The organism is Jiangella anatolica (assembly GCF_003236295.1).
In the GTDB taxonomy this organism is placed as follows: domain Bacteria; phylum Actinomycetota; class Actinomycetes; order Jiangellales; family Jiangellaceae; genus Jiangella; species Jiangella anatolica.
Genome location: NZ_POTW01000013.1, coordinates 46,152 through 64,403, shown reverse-complemented (window position 1 = coordinate 64,403; position 18,252 = coordinate 46,152). Strand labels below are relative to the sequence as shown.

Annotated in this window: 14 protein-coding genes; 9 read left to right on the top strand and 5 right to left on the bottom strand. The window is 72.7% G+C overall.

Annotated features, from left to right (window positions below; all coding sequences use genetic code 11):
* Positions 1 to 149: 149 nt before the first annotated feature.
* Positions 150 to 845 carry a GntR family transcriptional regulator gene (locus C1I92_RS07655; protein WP_199521036.1) on the bottom strand — a complete coding sequence of 232 codons (696 nt, stop codon included), beginning with the start codon at positions 843 to 845 and terminating at the stop codon, positions 150 to 152.
* Between the two features lie 98 nt (positions 846 to 943).
* On the opposite strand from C1I92_RS07655, the gene C1I92_RS07650 reads away from it, so the two are divergent.
* The 9 genes from C1I92_RS07650 (at position 944) to C1I92_RS07610 (ending at position 11,530) form a co-directional block, all read left to right on the top strand.
* On the top strand, positions 944 to 1,912 hold the full coding sequence (locus C1I92_RS07650) for a dipeptidase (RefSeq protein WP_111254073.1): 969 nt from the start codon (positions 944 to 946) through the stop codon (positions 1,910 to 1,912).
* A gap of 22 nt (positions 1,913 to 1,934) precedes the next feature.
* Positions 1,935 to 3,452: a serine hydrolase gene (locus C1I92_RS07645; RefSeq protein ID WP_111254072.1), complete on the top strand. Its 1,518-nt coding sequence runs from the start codon at positions 1,935 to 1,937 to the stop codon at positions 3,450 to 3,452.
* A gap of 27 nt (positions 3,453 to 3,479) precedes the next feature.
* Positions 3,480 to 5,072, top strand: a complete 1,593-nt coding sequence (locus C1I92_RS07640) for an ABC transporter substrate-binding protein (protein WP_111254071.1) — start codon at positions 3,480 to 3,482, stop codon at positions 5,070 to 5,072.
* A gap of 5 nt (positions 5,073 to 5,077) precedes the next feature.
* The gene (locus C1I92_RS07635; RefSeq protein WP_111254070.1) at positions 5,078 to 6,241 is read left to right on the top strand and encodes a dipeptidase; all 1,164 of its coding nucleotides are present in this window, start codon (positions 5,078 to 5,080) and stop codon (positions 6,239 to 6,241) included.
* A gap of 22 nt (positions 6,242 to 6,263) precedes the next feature.
* Positions 6,264 to 7,685 (top strand): serine hydrolase domain-containing protein, encoded by a 1,422-nt coding sequence (locus C1I92_RS07630; RefSeq protein WP_111254069.1) that lies wholly within the window; start codon positions 6,264 to 6,266, stop codon positions 7,683 to 7,685.
* Between the two features lie 11 nt (positions 7,686 to 7,696).
* Complete coding sequence (locus C1I92_RS07625) at positions 7,697 to 9,100, top strand: serine hydrolase domain-containing protein (protein ID WP_111254068.1); 1,404 nt, start codon at positions 7,697 to 7,699, stop codon at positions 9,098 to 9,100.
* Positions 9,101 to 9,226: 126 nt separating this feature from the next.
* On the top strand, positions 9,227 to 10,825 hold the full coding sequence (locus C1I92_RS07620) for an ABC transporter substrate-binding protein (protein ID WP_146605056.1): 1,599 nt from the start codon (positions 9,227 to 9,229) through the stop codon (positions 10,823 to 10,825).
* 47 nt (positions 10,826 to 10,872) lie between these two features.
* Positions 10,873 to 11,136 carry a type II toxin-antitoxin system Phd/YefM family antitoxin gene (locus tag C1I92_RS07615; protein ID WP_111254066.1) on the top strand — a complete coding sequence of 88 codons (264 nt, stop codon included), beginning with the start codon at positions 10,873 to 10,875 and terminating at the stop codon, positions 11,134 to 11,136.
* Position 11,137: 1 nt separating this feature from the next.
* Entirely contained in the window at positions 11,138 to 11,530 is a 393-nt protein-coding gene (locus C1I92_RS07610) for a type II toxin-antitoxin system VapC family toxin (protein WP_111254065.1), read from the top strand.
* Positions 11,531 to 11,541: 11 nt separating this feature from the next.
* On the opposite strand, the gene C1I92_RS07605 is transcribed toward C1I92_RS07610, so the two are convergent.
* The 4 genes from C1I92_RS07605 to C1I92_RS07590 all read right to left on the bottom strand — a co-directional run bounded on the left by C1I92_RS07605 (position 11,542) and on the right by C1I92_RS07590 (position 18,252).
* Positions 11,542 to 13,245, bottom strand: coding sequence for a DUF885 domain-containing protein (locus tag C1I92_RS07605; protein ID WP_111254064.1), 1,704 nt, complete (start codon positions 13,243 to 13,245; stop codon positions 11,542 to 11,544).
* A 1-nt stretch (position 13,246) separates the two neighbouring features.
* The gene (locus C1I92_RS07600) at positions 13,247 to 14,845 is read right to left on the bottom strand and encodes an ABC transporter substrate-binding protein (protein ID WP_111254063.1); all 1,599 of its coding nucleotides are present in this window, start codon (positions 14,843 to 14,845) and stop codon (positions 13,247 to 13,249) included.
* Positions 14,846 to 14,854: 9 nt separating this feature from the next.
* Positions 14,855 to 16,204: an amidohydrolase family protein gene (locus tag C1I92_RS07595; RefSeq protein WP_111254062.1), complete on the bottom strand. Its 1,350-nt coding sequence runs from the start codon at positions 16,202 to 16,204 to the stop codon at positions 14,855 to 14,857.
* Positions 16,205 to 16,341: 137 nt separating this feature from the next.
* Complete coding sequence (locus C1I92_RS07590) at positions 16,342 to 18,252, bottom strand: S9 family peptidase (RefSeq protein ID WP_111254061.1); 1,911 nt, start codon at positions 18,250 to 18,252, stop codon at positions 16,342 to 16,344.

The following is an 18,252-nucleotide window of genomic DNA, read 5'->3' as shown; positions in this document are numbered from 1 at the left end:
AGACAAGGCCCGTCCGTCACCTGATCGCCTCCACCATGCGAACGCAGAACGATCAGGTGAGGCCGACCCCGCGGAATCGGTTCGGTACGTCACCCGATCGTTTCGGACGCTTCCGCTGCGCCCGTCCCGGCTGTGAGCCGCAGCGCGCGTCAGCCGCTCTGTTCGGCGTGGCCGGCCCAGATGCCGCGGGTGTGGCGCAGGTGACGGTCCATGATGGCGGCCGCGAGGTCGGCCTCCCCCGCGGCGACGGCGTCGATGAGGGCGTCGTGCTCGTGGGTGGACTCCATGAGGCTGGCCGAGCCCGCGACCCGGTCGAGGCCGTAGAGCCGGCCCTGGTCGCGCAGGGACCCGACGATTTTGAGCAGCCGCTCGTTGCCCAGGTGCGCGAGCAGGCCCATGTGCAGGTCGCGATCGTGGTCGAGGAAGCCGACCCAGTCGCCGTCGGCGGCGCACTTCTCGGTGGCGGCGGCGATCTCGCGGAGGCGGTCGGCGTCGGCGAGCAGGCCGCGCTCGGCGATGGTGCGCACGGCGGCAACCTCGATCATGCGCCGCAGCTCGACGATCTCGTCGAGGTCGCGCTCGGTCATCTCGCGGACCCGGAAGCCGCGGTTGCGGGCCAGCTCGACCAGGCCCTCGCGGGCGAGGTCGAGGACGGCCTCGCGCACCGGTGTCACCGAGACGCCGAGCTGCTCGGCCACCGCGCCGAGGGCGTACAGACGTCCCGGCGCCAGCTCGCCGGAGATGATCCGTGCCCGGATCACCCGCAGCGCCTGGTCGCGCAGACTCGAGGCGGTCAGCTTCGCGCCGCCCAGCTCACGGCCGAGATCGATCTCCGCTTCACTCACCCGGTCATTGTCGCACAGACGCGACCGAAAGGCTTGACACCACACACGTAAGGTATTACACCTAATGTTCAATCCAGGCGGATCGACGGGAGCGAGCGATGACCCTGCACTCCGACGCGATCGTGATCGACGGCACCTGCCCGGCCGTGTGGTGGCGCGAGCAGTACCCGGCCTGGATCGCCGGCGGCGCCACCGCGTGCGTCGTCACGGTCGCCGCCTGGGAGAGCTGCCGCGACACCGTCGGCCTGCTGGGCGACACGTACCGGTTCCTCCGCGAGCGGGACGACCTCGTCCTCGCCACCACGGCCGACGACATCCGGGCCGCCAAGCGGGACGGGAAGCTCGCCGTCGTCCTGCACTTCCAGGGGACGCAGCCGGTCGAGTACGACGCCGGGCTGGTCGAGGTGTACTGGCGGCTGGGCGTGCGCGTGGTCCAGCTGACCTACAACGTCCGCAGCCCCGTCGGCGACGGGTGCGAGGAGCCGGACGACGCGGGGCTCAGCCGGTTCGGGCGCCAGGTCGTCGGCGAGCTGAATCGCCTCGGGATGATCGTCGACGTCTCGCACACCGGCCTGCGGACCAGCCTGGACGCCGTCGAGGCCTCCACCGCGCCCGTCATCGCGTCGCACTCGAACTGCGCCGCCGTGCACCACAGCCGGCGCAACCTGACCGACGACCTCATCCGGGCGCTCGCGGCCAGCGGCGGCGTCATCGGCGCCAACGGCTACGGCGCGTTCGTGGTGCCGTCGGCCAAGCCCACGCTCGACGACTACATCGACCACATCGCCTACCTCGCCGACCTGGTCGGCGCCGAGCACGTCGGGATCGGCCTGGACTACACGACGCCGAACCCGCCGCTGGACGTCTACGAACAGCTGGTCCGCGACGGCGTGTGGTCACGGGAGAGCTACCCGCCGCCGCCCTGGCACTACCCCGCCGAGCTCGAGGACGCCTCCGGCCTGCCGCGCCTGACCGAGCGGCTGCTCGAGCGCGGGTTCGGCGCCGACGACGTGCGCGGCATCCTCGGCGAGAACTGGCTGCGCGTCTTCGGCCAGGTCTGGCACTGACGGCGGGAGGCGAGGGCTCCGCATGGGCACAACGACGATCGCCGGGCTGGACGAGCACGTCGAGCGGGCCCTGCGCGACTGGGGCATCCCCGGCGCCGCCGTCACCGTCGTCCACGGGACCGACGTGCTGCACGCCGGCGGCCACGGCGTCAAGGAGGCCGGCCGCGGCGACCGCGTCGACGAGCACACGCTGTTCCAGCTCGGCTCCACCTCCAAGGCGTTCACCGCCGCCGCGGCCGGCATCCTCGTCGACGAGGGGCGGCTGGGCTGGGACGACCCGCTGGCCGCCCACCTCCCCGGCTTCCGGCTGCACGACCCCTGGCTGACGCAGGCCGTCACCGTCCGCGACGCGCTCGCGCACCGGACCGGCCACCCGGACGTCTGGGCGCCCGGCATGGAGATCATGGGACCGGACGAGGCGCTGCGGCGGATGCGGTACCAGCGCCAGGCCGAGCCGTTCCGCGCGTCCTACGTCTACAGCAACCTCATGTACGGCGCCGTCGGCCAGGTCGTCGCGGCGGTCTCGGGCACGAGCTGGCAGGAGTTCGTCCGGACCCGGATCCTCGAGCCGCTCGGCATGACCCGCAGCGGCACCAGCGCCCTGGACCGCTGGGACGACAAGCACGTCACCGCCACGTTCTTCGGCACCGCGCCGGCCGGCGAGGTGCACCACACCGACGCGCACGACGACAACGTCGCGATGCCGCACCGCCTCGGCGACGGGCCCGCCCGCAGCATGCCCTGGCAGAGCTACGACACGCTGGCGGCGGCCGGGGCCGTCGTGTCCAGCGCCGCGGACCTGTCGAACTGGCTGCTCATGCAGCTGAACGAGGGCCGGCCGATCCTGAGGCGCGACACGCTGCGCGAGATGCACAGCCCGCAGAACCCGCACGACACCGCCCGCTTCCCGTTCGAGGGCACGACCTACGCGCTCGGCTGGCGCAACGAGCGGTACCGCGGCGAGCCGCACGTGTCGCACAGCGGGCTCATCATCGGCTTCCCCGCCCAGGTCTCGCTGCTCCCGGACCGGCGGATCGGCGTGGCCGTGCTGGCCAACGGCGACCGGTCCAGCTTCGACCGCGCGGCCCACGGCTACGACCCGTTCGCGTTCCACGCCGACGTCTCACTGTGGGTGCTCGACCGCCTCGCCGGCGCGCCGGCGACGGACTGGAGCACCCAGCTGGCCGCCCGCCGGCGCGCGGCCGAGCGGGCCCACGACGACGAGGCCGCGGCGCTGCGCGCGGCCCGGCTGCCCGGCACCCGGCCCACCCTCGCGCCCGCCCGGTACGCCGGCGACTACCAGGACCACCACGGTCTCTACGGACGCCTCCGGATCACCGCCGACGACGACGGTCTCCTGCTCGCGTTCCCCGGTGCGGGCGCGTTCGCCGCCCGCCTCGAGCACTGGCACGGCGACGTGTTCCGGCTCCGGCCGATGGGCGTGCCCTACGTGCGCCCGTTCGCCCGGTTCGCCGTGGGGCCGCGCGGGACCGTCGAGGCGCTGAGCCTCCTCGACGGCGACTTCCGGCCCGCGTCGTGAGCGCCCCCAAGAGTGAGGAGAGCTCCCATGCGTAGAACGTTCGCACTGCTCGTCGCCGCCGGCTGCGTCGCCGCCGGCTGCGGCGCCTCGTCCGACTCGCCCGCGAGCCAGGACGACGAGGCCCGCTACGCCGTCGACGGCACCTTCACCCGGTCGACGCCGGCCGACCCGGTGTCCTTCGACCCGTACCACTCCCCCGGCGCGCTCGGCTACGACGACCTGCTCTACGACCCGCTGGTCAACCTGACGCCGGACGGCGATTTCGTCTCCGGCCTGGCCGAGGAGTGGACGGTCGACGCGACGACGGCGACGTTCACCCTGCGCGACGACGTGACCTGCTCCGACGGCTCGCCGCTCACGGCGTCGCAGGTGGCCGCGGACATCGCCTATGTCAGCGACCCCGCGAACGGCGCCGTGCTCTACGGCCTGCACACGCCGACCGTCCCGATCACCGCGACCGGTGACGACGCCACGCGCACCGTGACCGTGACCGCCGGGCAGCCGTTCGGGTTCCTGCTGGAGACCGTCGGGGTGCTGCCGATCGTCTGCGCCAAGGGCATGCAGGACCGGACGATGCTGCAGGCCGCGTCGGACGGCACGGGGCCGTTCGTCCTCACCGACGTGGTGGCCGGGCAGACCTTCACCTTCACCCGCCGCGACGACTACGCGTGGGGCCCCGACGGCGTCGGCACGGACGAGCCGGGCACCCCGAAGACCGTGGTCGTCCGCGTCATCCCCGACGAGACGACGGCCGCCAACCTGCTGCTGTCGGGCGAGCTGAACTTCGCCCAGATCACCGGGGACGACCACCAGCGTCTCGACGCCGAGGGTCTGGACAAGGACCAGGGCCACTCCGGCGTGGCGCTGTGGTTCAACCAGCGCGACGGCCGCGTGACGCAGGACGAGAACCTCCGGCGCGCGCTCGCCCAGGCCCTGGACCTCGACGAGCTCATCCCCGTCGCCACCGGCGGTACCGGCACCGCGGCGACCGGCCTGGTCGCGCTCGACCCGAACGTGTGCGACGGCGACACCGTGTCCGGCCAGGTGCCCGAGTTCGACGTCGCCGCGGCGGAGGCGCTGCTCGACGAGGCCGGCTGGGTGCGCGGCACCGACGGCATGCGCGCGAAGGACGGCACGCCGCTCACCATCGACCTGCACGCGATCCCGACCACCAACCGGTACGACCAGCCGACGGCCGAGCTGGTGGCCGACCGGTGGGAGCAGCTCGGCGTGACCGTCGACCTCAGCCTGGACGGGCCCAACGGCTACACCGAGGTCGCACTCGGCGCCGCCGGCAACTGGGACGTCTTCGTGCTCGGCTACGGCTTCTACCTGCCCAGCCAGTGGATCCCGTACGCCTCCGGGCCGGTGCCGCCGGACGGGGTGAACGTCTCTGGCATCCAGAACGAGGACTACCTGGCGCTGGTCGCGCAGGCCCAGACGCTGACCGCCCCGGAGTCGTGCACCTACTGGAACCAGGCCGAGCAGGCGTTGTTCCAGGATGTCAACACGCTCCCGATCGCGTTCCGGCCCTCGTTCTACTACCTGCGTGGCGCCGAGGCCGAGGTGTCCGGGTTCTCGTTCCCGATCCCGACCAGCATCCGCGTCTTCGAGGAGTGACGGGCATGACGGAGCACACGTACGGCAGCTTCGACTTCGGGCTCACCCCCGAGCAGGAGCTCCGCGCCGCCCGCCTGCACCGCGACAGCGTCATCGTCGACATGACGTACCAGGGCCCGTTCTCGCCCGACGTCTGGACCGACGAGCTGGTCAAGGAGTACGAGGCGGCCGCGGCCGCCGCGCCGGGACAGGCGGCGGGCCTGGCCTTCGACTTCCTCGTGAGCAAGGCGATGCGCGGCGAGTTCCCCGAGTACCGCGAGCTGTTCGACGCCTCCGGCGCCACCGCCGGGCTGACCGGCTGCACGCTCTCGGACCGGGCGGCGATCCTGGAGGCGGCCGCCTCGCTGACGGCGACGACGCGCGCGCTGCCCTGGCTGCGCGCGGTGCGCCGGGCCGACGACATCCGCGCGGCGCACGCCGACGGCGAGCACGCGCTCTGGGGCATGTGCCAGTTCAACCGCCTGCGGCTCGGCGACCTCGACCTCGTCGACGCCGCACACGAGCTCGGCGTGCTGCACACGGCCGACTGCGCCTACAACACGATGACCTTCGTCGGCACCGGGTGCACCGAACGGTACGACGCCGGGCTGAGCCACTTCGGGCTGGAGTTCGTCCGGCGCTGCAACCGCGTCGGCGTCATCGTCGACACCGCGCACTCCGGCCGGCAGACCACGCTGGACGCCTGTGCCGCGTCGGAGCAGCCGGTGCTGGCGACGCACACCTGCGCCGAGGCGCTGTACCGGCACGACCGCGCCAAGAGCGACGAGGAGCTGCGCGCCATCGCCGCGACCGGCGGCGTCATCGGTGTCGTGACGGTGCCGGCGTTCCTCGCGCCGCCCGACCACCCGCGGCCGACCATCGAGCTGACGCTGGACCACATCGACCACATCGTGGCCCTCGTCGGCTGGGAGCACGCGGGCATCGGCACCGACTGGCCGCTGGGCTACTCGCACGACCTCCAGCAGCGCTTCATCGTCCCGCTGCTGAACGCGAACGGGTTCCGGCCCGAGCACCACATCGACGTCACCGCCACCCTGGAGGGATTCCGCGACTACCGCGACCTGGTCAACATCACCCGCGGCCTGGTCGCGCGCGGCTACACCGACGAGCAGATCGCCGGCATCCTCGGCGAGAACTTCCTCCGCGTCCTCGAGACCGTCAACGGCTGACAGAAGAGAGGAAGAACCGGCCATGGCCGATCTCAGCACCCTGCGCGACCGCCTCACCCACGTCCTGGAGACCCGCTCCGCCGAGCTGAAGGTGGCCGGCGCCGTCGTCGCCGTCTCCGTCGGCGGTGAGCGCGTCGCCGTCGCGCACGGGAGCGCGAACCTCAACACCGGTCAGCCGTTCACCACCGACACCGGCTTCCTGCTCGGATCGGTGACGAAGGTCCTGGTGGCGACGGCGCTGCTGCGGCTGGTGGAGCGAGGCGCGGTCGACCTCGACGCGCCGGCGCAGCGCTACGTCCCCGAGTTCACGCTGGCCGACCCCGAGGCGGCCGCCGCGATCACCGTCCGGATGCTGATCAACCACACGAACGGCATCGACAGCGACGGCCTGTGCCCCACGCCGGTCCGCGGCCGCGACGCCAGCCGTTCCTACACCGAGCACCTGCCGCGCATGAGCGTCCTGTTCGAGCCGGGCACCTACATCCACTACACCAACCCGGGCTTCGTGCTGGCCGGGCGGATCCTGGAGGAGCAGACCGGGCTGCCGTTCGAGCTCGCCATCGAGCGCGAGCTGTTCGAGCCGTGCGGCATGGCCGGTGCCACCGGCGTGCAGACCCAGGCGTTCCTGCGCCGCACCGCCATCGGCGCCTACGCCGACCCCGAGACCGGCGCGCTGCGCGCGACACCGCGCTTCACCCTCGGCGAGTCGCTGGCCGGTGGCGGCTCGACACTGATCGTCACCGTCGACGACCTCATGGCGTTCGGCCGGATGCACCTGGACGGCGGCGTCGCGCCCAACGGCACCCGCGTGCTGTCGGCGGAGTGGGTCGACGCCATGCGGGCGCCGACGTTCGACATCGGGCTGCCGCAGGCGCCGCCGATCGGGCTGGGCTGGTGGCTGTTCCCGATCGCCGGCACGACCGCGCCGTGGCACGGCGGCGGATCGCCCAACGGCGTCTCCAGCTTCGGCATCCTGCCCGAGCACGACGCCGTCATCGCCAGCTTCGCCACCGGAGGCGGACGCGCCGTCATGAACGACCTGCTGCACACGGCCGCGATCGAGGAGCTCACCGGCGACTCCGTCATCGCGCCGATCGACGTCACGCCGACGCCGGCCGACGACGCCGACGCCGGCGAGTACCGGGCGTTCCAGACCCGGATCGTGGCCGAGCGGGATGGCGGCGCACTGGTCCTCACCCGCCACAGCGAGCCCTACGACGACGACCACGCCGCGCAGAGCCTCGCCTACGCGACCGGCATGACCGATCCCGTGCCGCTCCCCTACCGCGGCGTCGCGCCCGGGCAGTACGCGCCCGCCGAGGCCGACGAGGCGACGCTGGGCGGCTTCTACGGCCGCATGGGCCTGGTCGCGGCCGTCCCCGCGGACGGCGCCCGCCGGGCCGGCCTGCACACCGGCTTCCGCTACTACCCGAAGACCGCCTGAGAGGACACACCATGGATCTTCGCCAGACCGAACTGCAGCGCACCGTCGAGAGCATCGTCGAGCAGCACGGTGTGCCCGGCATGGTGGTGGCCACCTGGCAGGACGGCGTGCGCGCGGCCGCCGCCGCGGGGGTCGCGAACCTCTACACCGGGCAGCCGTTCGCGGCCGACACCGGCTACCTCACCGGGTCGATCACCAAGGTCTGGCTGTCCACCCTGCTCATGACGTTCGTCGAGGACGGCACGCTGGACCTCGACCAGCCGCTGGTCGCGTACGCCCCGGACGTCCAGTTCGGCGCCGACGTCGAGGTGGCCAAGTCGCTCACGATGCGTCACCTGATGAACCACACCAGCGGCGTCGACACCAGCGACCTGTTCGTCGACTCGCGCGAGTATCCCGACGGCGTCGAGGACTACCTGCCCCGGATCGCGACGGCGCCGACGCTCACCGAGCCCGGCGTGGTCTCGTCGTACAACAACATCGGCTGGATCGTCGCCGAGATCGTGCTGCGCCGCCTGACCGGCCGCACGTTCCACGAGCTGCTCCAGGAGCGGGTGATCGAGCCGCTCGGCCTGCGCCGGACCGTGTTCTCACCGCGCGAGGCGATCCTGCACCGGACCGCGATCGGCAGCTTCCCGTCGCCCGGCGGCGGGCACGAGCCGACGCCGCAGTTCATGTACCCCAGCGCGTGGGCGGCGCCGGGCACGACCATCGTCACCACCGTCGACGACACGCTGACGTTCCTGCGCATGCACCTGGCCGACGGGCTGGTCCCCGCCGGCGACGCGCGCGTCCTGTCGGCCGCGTCGGCGCTCGCGATGCGGACGCCCACCAGCGCCGATCCCACCGGCCCGGACAGCGGCTTCGGCCTGGGCTGGATGTACAACGAACAGGACGGCCGGCGGGTGTTCTCGCACGGCGGCGGCTCTCCGGGCGGCTGTGCCTACGCGCTGATCTCCCCCGACGACGACTTCGCGCTGGCCGCGTTCGTCAACAGCATCGCCGGGATGCCGCCGCTGGCCGATCTCGTCGACGCCGTCCTGCCGGCCGGGCCGTCGCCGCTGGCACCGCCGGTCATCGGCGCCGCGCGCACGGACGTCGACCTCACCCCGTTCCTCGGCAGTTATGAGCGGGTGACCCAGCGCGTGGAGGTGCGTCCCGCCGACCACGGCGACGGCGTCCTGGTGCGGCTCGTCCCGCTGCCCGACGACCTCGTCGGCGCGACGTTCCCGACCATGACCGACGTGAAGGAGTTCCGCGCCGTGCCGACGTCGGCGGACACGCTGGTCTCGCACGGGCCGGCGTACGCGAAGACCGCGTTCGCGCTGCACTTCTCCGAGCCCGGCCCGGACGGCTACCAGCTGGTCTACATGGGCAAGCGGCTGGCCCGGCGTACCGACGCGGTGAGCCGCTGACCGTCGCCACACCGGCGCCTCGGGTCGTCCGGAGCGACGACGACCCATCCCACCTTTCCGCGAAATGGAGGACGGCAGCCGCGGACGCGCGCCCTACCGTGATCGGCACCCGAGAGGAGCACTGCCGTGGGCCGGTCGTCTGGGTTGGTCGTCGCGTTCGTCGCCGCAGGTCTGGTCGCCGCCGGGTGCGGCGCCTCGTCCGACCCGTCCGGTGGTCGGGGAGATGAGGTGCCGTACGCCGAGGACGGCACGTTCACGATGGCGCTCCTGGAGGACCTGGGGTCGCTCGATCCCTATCGCGGCACGGCCTTCCGGGTGGACCGGCTGGCCTACGACTCCCTCGTGAACCTCCAACCGGACGGGCGGTTCGTCTCGGGGCTGGCCGAGGAGTGGACCGCGGACGCCCTGTCGGCCAGGTTCGTCCTCCGCGACGACATCACCTGCTCCGACGGCACTCCCCTGACCGCGAGCGACGTCGCCGCCGCCATCAGCTACGTCAGCGACCCCGAGAACGGGTCGGGCCAGTACGGCATCAACACGCCGACGGTCCCGCTGACCGCCACGGGTGACGACGCCACCAGGACCGTGACGGTCGCCCTCGAGCAGCCGTTCGCCTTCCTGCTGAACACGATCGGCCTGTTGCCGATCGTGTGCCGCGCGGGCATGGAGGACCCGGACCTGCTGGCGACGGCGTCGGCCGGGACCGGGCCGTTCGTGGTTACCGACATCGTGCCCGGACAGAGCTACACGTTCACTCGCCGCGACGGCTACACGTGGGGGCCCGGCGGCGCCGGCACGAGCGAGCCGGGAACCCCGGCCACCATCGTCGTCAGGATCGTCCCCAACGAGACGACGGCGGCCAACCTGCTGCTCTCCGGCGAGGTGAACTACGCCAAGATCTCCGGACAGGACCAGCAGCGGCTCGCGGAACAGTCCTTCGACACCCTCGAGGTGGCCGCGCCCGGCGCGGGGCTGCGGTTCAACCAGAACGAGGCCGACGGCCGCGTGGGCGCGGACCAACGGGTCCGCCAGGCGCTGGTCCAGGCGCTCGACCTCGAGGAAGTGATCCAGGTGTCGACCGGCGGAACCGGCCGGGCGGCCACCAGCCTGGTGCAGGTCGAGCCGAGGGCCTGCGCCGGCGACAACGTCAGCGGACACCTGCCCGAGCACGACCCGGGGGCCGCGGAGGCGCTGCTCGACCAGGCGGGCTGGGTCCGCGGGCCCGACGGCGTCCGTGTCAAGGACGGCACGCCGCTCATGCTCGACCTGCACTACCTGCCGTCGTCGTCGAGCTACGAGAAGCCCACCGTGGAGCTGATCGCCCAGAAGTGGGAGGCGCTGGGCGCGCAGGTCACCCTCACCGCCGACACCACCGTCGGCTACAGCGACGTCCTGTTCGAGCACCGGAACTGGGACGCCGTCATGCAGCTGGGCACCGCCTACCTTCCCAGCGCCTGGGTGCCGTTCCTGTCCGGGCCGCTGCCGCCGGAGGGCACGAACCTCGGGGGCGTCAACGAGGACTACGAGGAACTGGTCGCGCAGGCCGCCACCATGACGCCGCCCGAGGCGTGCGACTACTGGAACCGGGCGGAGCAGGCGCTCTACCGCGACCTCGACATCGTGCCGATCTCCGACCGGATCGACGTCTTCTATCTGCGTCGAGCCGAGGCGGAGGCCGCCGGCTACGTCAACCCGATCCCCACCAGCATCCGCCTGCTCGACTGACCGGTCGGCAGTAGAGCGCGAGCGCTCGATGTACTACTATGTAGAACATGACTGAGGTCGGGATCCGAGCGCTGAAGCAGAACGCGTCGGCGGTGGTGGCCAGCGCTGCCGCCGGTGAGACGATCCAGATCACCGATCGGGGGCGGCCCGTCGCCCAGCTGTCCGCGATCCCGTCGTCGCCACTGGAGCGTCTACTCGCCTCGGGCCGTGCCCGGTCCCCGCGCCGCAGCCTGAACGAGCTGCCGCCACCCACGAGCGGCCCGTCCCTCTCCGAAGAACTCGCGGCGATGCGGGCGGCGGAGCGGTACTGACGTGGCGCACTACCTCGACACGTCGGCACTGGTGAAGTTGGTCGTGGCGGAGAAGGAGTCTACGGCGCTGCGCGCGTGGCTGGACGAGGCCGACCGAGTCCCCGTGTCGTGCGATCTCGCCAGGGCCGAACTCATGCGCGCGGTTCGTCGCACCGCTCCCGACCGAGTCGTCCAGGCGCGCGCCGTCCTGGACTCGATCACGTTGCTGAGCCTCGACACCAGGACCTTCGAGGAGGCCGGTCGGCTCGACCCCACTCTCCTACGGACCCTCGACGCCGTGCATCTCGCCGCGGCACTGGAGCTAGGCGACGATCTCGACACGATCGTCACCTACGACGACCGCCTGGCGGAGGCGGCCCGGAGCAACGGCGTTCCGGTCACCGCACCGAGCTGACGCACCCCGTCTCACACCGGGCTGGTCTCGGCTGCCGAGGCGATCCAGCGGGCGACGATGCCGTCGAGGACGTCGAGCGGGACCGAGCCGCTGGCCAGCACCTGGTGGTGGAAGTCGCGGACGTCGAACCGCTCGCCCAGCCGGCGCTCGGACTCGGCGCGCAGCGCGCCGATGCGCAGCCGGCCGATCAGGTAGGCCAGGGCCTGGCCGGGCCAGGCGATGTAGCGGTCGATCTCGTTGACGACGTTGCTCGGCGAGGTCGCGGAGTTGTCGCGCAGGAACGCGACCGCCCGCGACCGCGACCAGCCCAGGTGGTGCAGGCCGGTGTCGACCACCAGCCGGCAGGCCCGCCAGGCCTCGAACGACAGCATCCCCATGCGCGTGAGGTCGCTGGAGTAGAGGCCCATCTCGTCGGCCAGCCGCTCGGTGTAGAGGCCCCAGCCCTCGGCGTGCGCCGCGACGTAGCCGAACCGGCGGAAGTCCGGTAGCTCGCCGATCGTCTGCGCCAGCGCGAGCTGCAGGTGATGGCCGGGGACGCTCTCGTGGAAGGCCAGCGCCTCGTACTCGTGCCGCGGCCGGGTCGCGGGCAGCAGCGTGTTGACCACGTGCGCGCCCGGGCGGGAGCCGTCGGCCGCGGGCGGCCGGTAGTACGCCAGCGTCGCCCCTCGCGCCTCGACCGGGTGCATCTCCTCGACGACGCACGGCGCGAGGTCGTAGGGACCGAACCAGCGCGGCAGCTCCGCGACCGCCCGGTCCAGCGCCGACCGGACGCAGTCCAGGATCTCCTCGCCCCTGCCGAACCGCAGCGACGGGTCGTCGCGCAGGCGGGTCAACACGGCGGCGGCGTCGGCGGTGCCGAACGCGCGCGCGCCCAGCTCGGCCAGCTCCGCATGGACCGCGGCCAGCCGTTCCAGACCGGTCTCGTGGATCAGCGCCGGCGTCAGGTCGGTCGTCGTGTGGGCGCGGACGAGTGCCAGGTAGGCGTCCTCGCCGCCCGGGACGTGCCGCAGCCCGGCCCGGGCGTCGCCGCGGCCCGCCGCCAGCAGCTCGTCGGCGAGGGCGTCGCGGAAGCGGACCAGCGCCGGGCGCACCGTGCGCGCCACCATCTCCCGCACCCGGCCGGCGACCTCGGCGCCGGCCGGGCCGGCCGGGCGCAGCAGCGGGTCGTCGTCCAGGCTCAGCCCGAGGTGGGCGTCGACCTGGCCGACGGCCTGCCGCACGCCGAGGGCCGTCGGGACCCGGCCGGACGCCGCCGCCTCCAGGTACCGCTCGACCAGCGCGTCGAAGTAGCCGGCCAGGCCGCTCAAACGGTGCAGGTAGGCGTCGACGGCAGCGCCATCGGTGAGCCGGACGGCCGGCACCGTCGAGAGCACGATCGACTGTGCCCCCGCGATGCTGCCCGTCACCGCCACCTCGAACGCGTCGGCGCCCAGTCCGGCGGCCAGGACGGCGCGCCCGTCGCGCAGCAGCCGGTCGAGCATCGCGTGCGTGACCCGGTCCTGCTCGTCCAGCCCCGCCGGGTCGATGCCGGCCAGCCGGTCGGCCAGCGCGGTCAGCCGGTCCAGCCGCCGCTGGTCGGCCTCGCGGCTCGGGTCGGGCACCTCGGCGTCGTACCCGGCGACGCCGAACGCCGTCGCCGTGAGCGGGTCGGCCCGCATCTGCAGGTCGAAGTACTCGTCGGCGACGGCGGTCAGCGGGTCGTCCAGGGCGGGCATGTCACCCCAGCATCCGGATCGTCGTCGGGATCGGCGTGTCGTACCGGGTCATCTCCACCTCCGCGCCGTTGAGGTACCAGTACTCGATCTTGTCGGCGATCGGCACCACGTCGACCTCGCGCAGGATCGCCTGCTCGGCCTGGTCCCAGTACGTACAGGCCTCCGGCGGCGTCAGCGCGACCGCCTGGGCGGCGAGCCGATCGTACTCGGCGTTGCGCAGGTGCCCGATGTTGTTGCCGTTGGGCGGGGTGGTCCCGGACAGGTAGGGCACCATCTGGCTCGGCAGGTTGAAGCTGTAGCCGCCGAGGTAGACGTCCCAATTGCTGGTCTGGTAGAGCGTCGTCGTCGCGGCCGCGACCGCCTCGGCCCGGATGTTGGCCCGCACGCCGATGGCGTGCCACTTCTCCGCCAGCAGCTCGGCCGTGGGCTTGTCCAGCGGGTAGAACCCGGTGATGTAGGTGATCTCCACGGTGAGCGGGGTGCCGTCCTTGACGCGGATCCCGTCCGGCCCGGCGATCCAGCCGGCCTCGTCGAGCAGCTCCTCGGCCGCCGCGACGTCGTGCTCCGGCAGCAGTTCCTCGATGGTGTTGTCAGGGCAGCCCTTGGGGTCCAGCGCGGTGAAGCTGGTGGCGGCGGTCCCGGTGCCGCCGGTGTTGACGCGGATCAGCTCCTCCAGGTCCAGCGCGTGCACCAGCGCCCGGCGGACCGCCGGATCCGCGGTCGGCCGGGTGTCGAGGTGGTTGAACGAGAGCCAGACGCCGGGCACCTTCCACTCGGCGGTCGCCAGGTCCTGCGCCTGCAGCCGCTGCTGGTCCGGGCCCGTGACGCGGGCGACGTTGACCTCACCCGAGAGCAGCAGGTTCGCCGCCGTGGTCTCGTTCTCGACGATCCGGATCACGACGGTGTCCGGCGTGCCCGGCGCGTCGGTGCCGGCGCCGTCCGGGCCCCACGCGTAGCCCTCGCGCCTGGTGAAGGTGTAGCTCTGGCCCGGCACGACCGAGCTGAGGACGAACGGCCCGGTCCCGGCCGACGACGTCGCCAGCTGGTCGGGATCGTCCATGCCGGCCGCGCACACGATGGGCAGCTGGCCGATCGTGTGCAGCAGGAACCCGAACGGCTCGGCCGCCACGACCTCGACGGTGCCCGCGGCGTCGTCGGGGGTCGCGGTCACGGCCACCGCCGGCGTGTTGACGCCGTACTGAGGCGACTGGTTCGCCGGATCGCTGGCGAACGTGATCCCGGCGGCGACCTGGCTCGCCGTCATCGGCGTGCCGTCGGAACAGGTGACGTCGTCGCGCAGCGTGAACGTCGCCCGCTGCGCGTCGACCGTCCACTCCTCAGCGAGGTTGGACACGAAGTCGCCGTCGAGCCGCTGGTACACCAGCGAGTCGTAGGCCAGCTGCGACAGGCCGAGGATCTGGCGCGTCCGGTACGGATCGAAGCCGCCGGGGTCGGCGTTGCGGACCATGGTGAACGTGCCGCCGTCGGCGTAGGTCACCGAGCCGCCGGAGTCGCCGCTGGACGACGGCGGGTCCGACGACGCGCCGCAGCCGGCGGCGATCAGGCTCACCGCGGCGAGCGGGAGGAGGAGCCAGCGCATGGGGTTCTCCTAGGCGGCGGTGGTGCCGGGTTCGACGAGGACGGGGTGCAGTGGCAGGGCGTCGCGGTCGACGACGGCGCCGTCCTTGATCACGTCGACGATGCGGGTGTAGTTCTGCACGTCGGCCAGCGGGTCGGCCTCGAGGATCACCAGGTCGGCCCGCTTGCCGGGCTCGAGGGTGCCGACCTCGTCGGCGACGTGGTACGCCTCGGCGATGTAGCGGGTGGCCGACAGCAGCGCCTCCATCGGCGCCATGCCGCGCTCGAGCGCGCCCTGCAGCCAGTACACGTGCGACTCGCCGAGCTGGGTCGGCGTGTCCGGGCTCTTCAGCAGCTTGGAGAGCAGCGGGTGGTTGAGCACGCGCGGCCCCCAGGCGAACGCGTCGGTGGTGAGCAGCAGCCGGGCCCCGGCCGCGATGAGCCGGCGGTCGTTGTCGTCCTTCTTCTCGTGGACGATGCTCAGGATCTCGCCGCCGTTCTCCTTCACCCACGCCTGGTAGCGCTCGGTGCAGACCAGCGCCGCGACCGGGAGGACGCGGTCGACGATCGTCTTCAGCGTCTCCTCCGGCATCGCCTCGCGCCCGGTCACGTCGCCGTGCTGGAGCAGGTCGGCGCCGGCCTCGATCTCCATCCGCAGGCTCTCCACCGTCGTCGTGTGCGCCTGGACGGTGATGCCGGCCCGGTGCCCCTCCTCGACGATGGCCCGCTGCGCCGGCTCGGAGAACGCGATGAACTGCATCTCCTTGTGCCCGCTGCCGGCGTACTTGATGAAGTCGACGCCCGAGCGCTCGATGTAGTCGCGCACCCGCAGCCGGACCTGCTCGGGCGTCAGCCACAGCAGGTCGTCGCCGACGCCCTCCTCCCACTGCTGGTTGATGCGGTCGACGGTCTCCTTCGCCAGCACGTCGCCGGGCGAGAAGAAGTCCGCCGACAGCGGGCCGCCGAGCCCGATGATGTTCCCGCCGGCGTAGATGCGGCTGCCGACGGTCTCGCCGCGGTTGATCGCGTCGCGCACCGTCAGCGTCGGCTGCAGCGGACCCCACGTGTCGAACACCGTCGTGACGCCGGCGCGCAACGTGACCTGCGCCGCCTCCTCGACGAACTCGGCGTATCGGCCCGCGTACTCGATCAGCACGTCGGGGACGGTCCCGGCGAACAGGTGCACGTTGGCGTCCATCAACCCGGGGATGACGTACCGCCCGGCGGCGTCGATGACCTCGGCCTGCTCCGGTACGACGGTGTCCGCGGCCCGCGACACCGAGCGGACGCGGTCGTTCTCGATGAGGACGACCGCGTCGGGGACCGGCTCACCGCCGGTGCCGTCGATGACCGTCGCGCCCACAATGGCCTTGAGACTCATGATCCTCTCCCCTGTCGCCCGGAAGTACGCCGGCGCTGGGCCGGTGCACTCGATGGTGTCGGCCGGGCGCCGGGAAGTCGTCGTCAGGCAGAGGGAACCGGTGGCACGGCCATGCGTGCCGCCGACGAACGCGGCCGTCAGGAGAGGTGGCGGGTGAACCAGTCGACGAGCGCCTCGTTCTGTGCCACGCGCGCGGGCACCGGCCCGTCCCAGGCGCCCAGGTGGGAGCAGTGCGGCAGCCGGAGCATCGCGGTGGGGACGCCTCGGCGCCGCAGCTCGTGGAAGTACTGCTCGGACTCCGTCGGTGGGCAGCGCAGGTCGTTCTCGCCGACGACGAACAGCAGCGGCGTCGTGCACGCCGGCGCGTACGTCAGCGGCGACTGTTCCGCGTAGCGCTGCGCCAGCTCGCTCGGCGCGCCGCCCATCTCCTCGGCGACGAACCAGTTCCAGTCGTTGGTGCCGTAGCTGGTGGTCCAGCTGGTCACCGGGTTCTCCGCGACCGCGGCCTTGAACCGGTCCGAAGTGCCGGCCAGCCAGCAGGTCGCGAAGCCGCCGTGGGAGTACCCGCAGACGCCGAGCCGGTCCGGGTCGGCGATGCCGGCGCGGATCGCCTCGTCGACCGCCGCGTGGTGGTCCAGCGCGCCGGCCGGCCCCCACTCGCCGCGGATCAGCTCGGAGAACTCGGCGCCGTAGCCGTGCGAGCCGCGGAAGTTGTGTGCCACGACGGCGAACCCGGCGCCGACCAGGAGCTGGAAGTCGATCATGTAGGTGCTGCCGAACGCGCCGTACGGACCGCCGTGGATGTAGAGGACGGTGGGCCACGGACCGTCGCCGGGCGGCGTCAGCGCCCACACGTCGGTCCGCACGCCGTCGGCGGCCGTCGCCGTGAGGTGCCGCAGCCCCGGGGTCACCAGACGGGCGACGAGGTCGTCGTTGTCGCTGGTGATCCGGGTGGCGCCGAGCACGAGCTCCGGCGGCCGGAGGAACGACGTCGCGGCGTGGAGCACCTCGCCGTCGTCGGAGACGTCCAGCAGGTAGGCCGAGCCTCCGGGTGAGGTGAGCGGCACGACGGACTCGGGGCCGTCCAGCGCCACCCGGACCACGAGGACGTCGCCGCCGTCCTGGCCGGAGAGGCAGGCGTCGCCGCCGCGGATCCGGATCCGCGGCGCGGAGAGGTCCGCCCACACCGGCAGGTCGGCCTGGACCCGCAGCCCGATGCCGGCCGGCACACCCGCCGTCCGGCACTCGATCGCGCCCGTCGCGACGTCGAGCGTCCACAGATCCAGCCGCTGGGTGAGGAAGTAGCCGTCCGGGCAGCCGACGAACGCGATGCGCCGCCCGTCCGGGCACCACTCCGCCGCGAGGACGCCGCCCCAGTCGCCGGTCAGGGTCCGCGTCACACCGTCGTCCACGGACACCACCCGCAGCTCGGGCAGGCCGGTCCAGACCCGGTCCGGCGGGAACGACGCGATGTAGCACAGCTGCTTCCCGTCCGGCGACCAGCGAGGGTCGCCGTTCATGCAGCGGTCGTCGGTGAGCCGGCGCACCGTGGCGTCCGCGACGTCGACCACGTGGAGATCGGTGACGACGTCGTCCAGATAGCCCAGGCCGTCGAAGCGGAACGTCGCGCGCTCGACCCGGTACGGCAGCCGGCTGGGACGCTCGGCCGGGCCGGCCGCGAACGCGACCGACCGCGCGTCCGGCGACCAGACCGGCCGCCCCGACACCCCCTGCGGCAGGGCGGTCAGCGGCCGGGCCGGTCCGCCGTCGATCGGAACCAGGCAGATCTGGTCGCGGCCGTCGGCCGATGCCAGGACGGCGAGGAACCGCCCGTCCGGCGACGCCGCGGCGTAGCGGGGGTCGACGAGCTCGGGTGCGACCCGGCGGCGGTCCGAGCCGTCGCGGCCGAACAGCCAGAGGCTGCGGATCTCGTCCAGGTCGCGGGTCGTCCGCACCACGCAGCAGAAGCCGAGGTCGCGGCCCGGGACCAGCCCCGCGTCGTTGACGAGTACCAGGTCCAGGGCGTCGGCCGGCGTCATCCCGTCCAT

Excerpts from the sequence above, each read along its gene's own strand:
- C1I92_RS07630 (WP_111254069.1), top strand. The coding sequence starts at position 6,264 with ATGGCCGATCTCAGCACCCTGCGCGACCGCCTCACCCACGTCCTGGAG.
- C1I92_RS07645 (WP_111254072.1), top strand. The coding sequence starts at position 1,935 with ATGGGCACAACGACGATCGCCGGGCTGGACGAGCACGTCGAGCGGGCC.
- C1I92_RS07635 (WP_111254070.1), top strand. The coding sequence starts at position 5,078 with ATGACGGAGCACACGTACGGCAGCTTCGACTTCGGGCTCACCCCCGAG.
- C1I92_RS07595 (WP_111254062.1), bottom strand. The coding sequence starts at position 16,204 with ATGAGTCTCAAGGCCATTGTGGGCGCGACGGTCATCGACGGCACCGGC.
- C1I92_RS07605 (WP_111254064.1), bottom strand. The coding sequence starts at position 13,245 with ATGCCCGCCCTGGACGACCCGCTGACCGCCGTCGCCGACGAGTACTTC.
- C1I92_RS07590 (WP_111254061.1), bottom strand. The coding sequence starts at position 18,252 with ATGGACGGGATGACGCCGGCCGACGCCCTGGACCTGGTACTCGTCAAC.
- C1I92_RS07615 (WP_111254066.1), top strand. The coding sequence starts at position 10,873 with ATGACTGAGGTCGGGATCCGAGCGCTGAAGCAGAACGCGTCGGCGGTG.
- C1I92_RS07625 (WP_111254068.1), top strand. The coding sequence starts at position 7,697 with ATGGATCTTCGCCAGACCGAACTGCAGCGCACCGTCGAGAGCATCGTC.
- C1I92_RS07640 (WP_111254071.1), top strand. The coding sequence starts at position 3,480 with ATGCGTAGAACGTTCGCACTGCTCGTCGCCGCCGGCTGCGTCGCCGCC.
- C1I92_RS07650 (WP_111254073.1), top strand. The coding sequence starts at position 944 with ATGACCCTGCACTCCGACGCGATCGTGATCGACGGCACCTGCCCGGCC.
- C1I92_RS07600 (WP_111254063.1), bottom strand. The coding sequence starts at position 14,845 with ATGCGCTGGCTCCTCCTCCCGCTCGCCGCGGTGAGCCTGATCGCCGCC.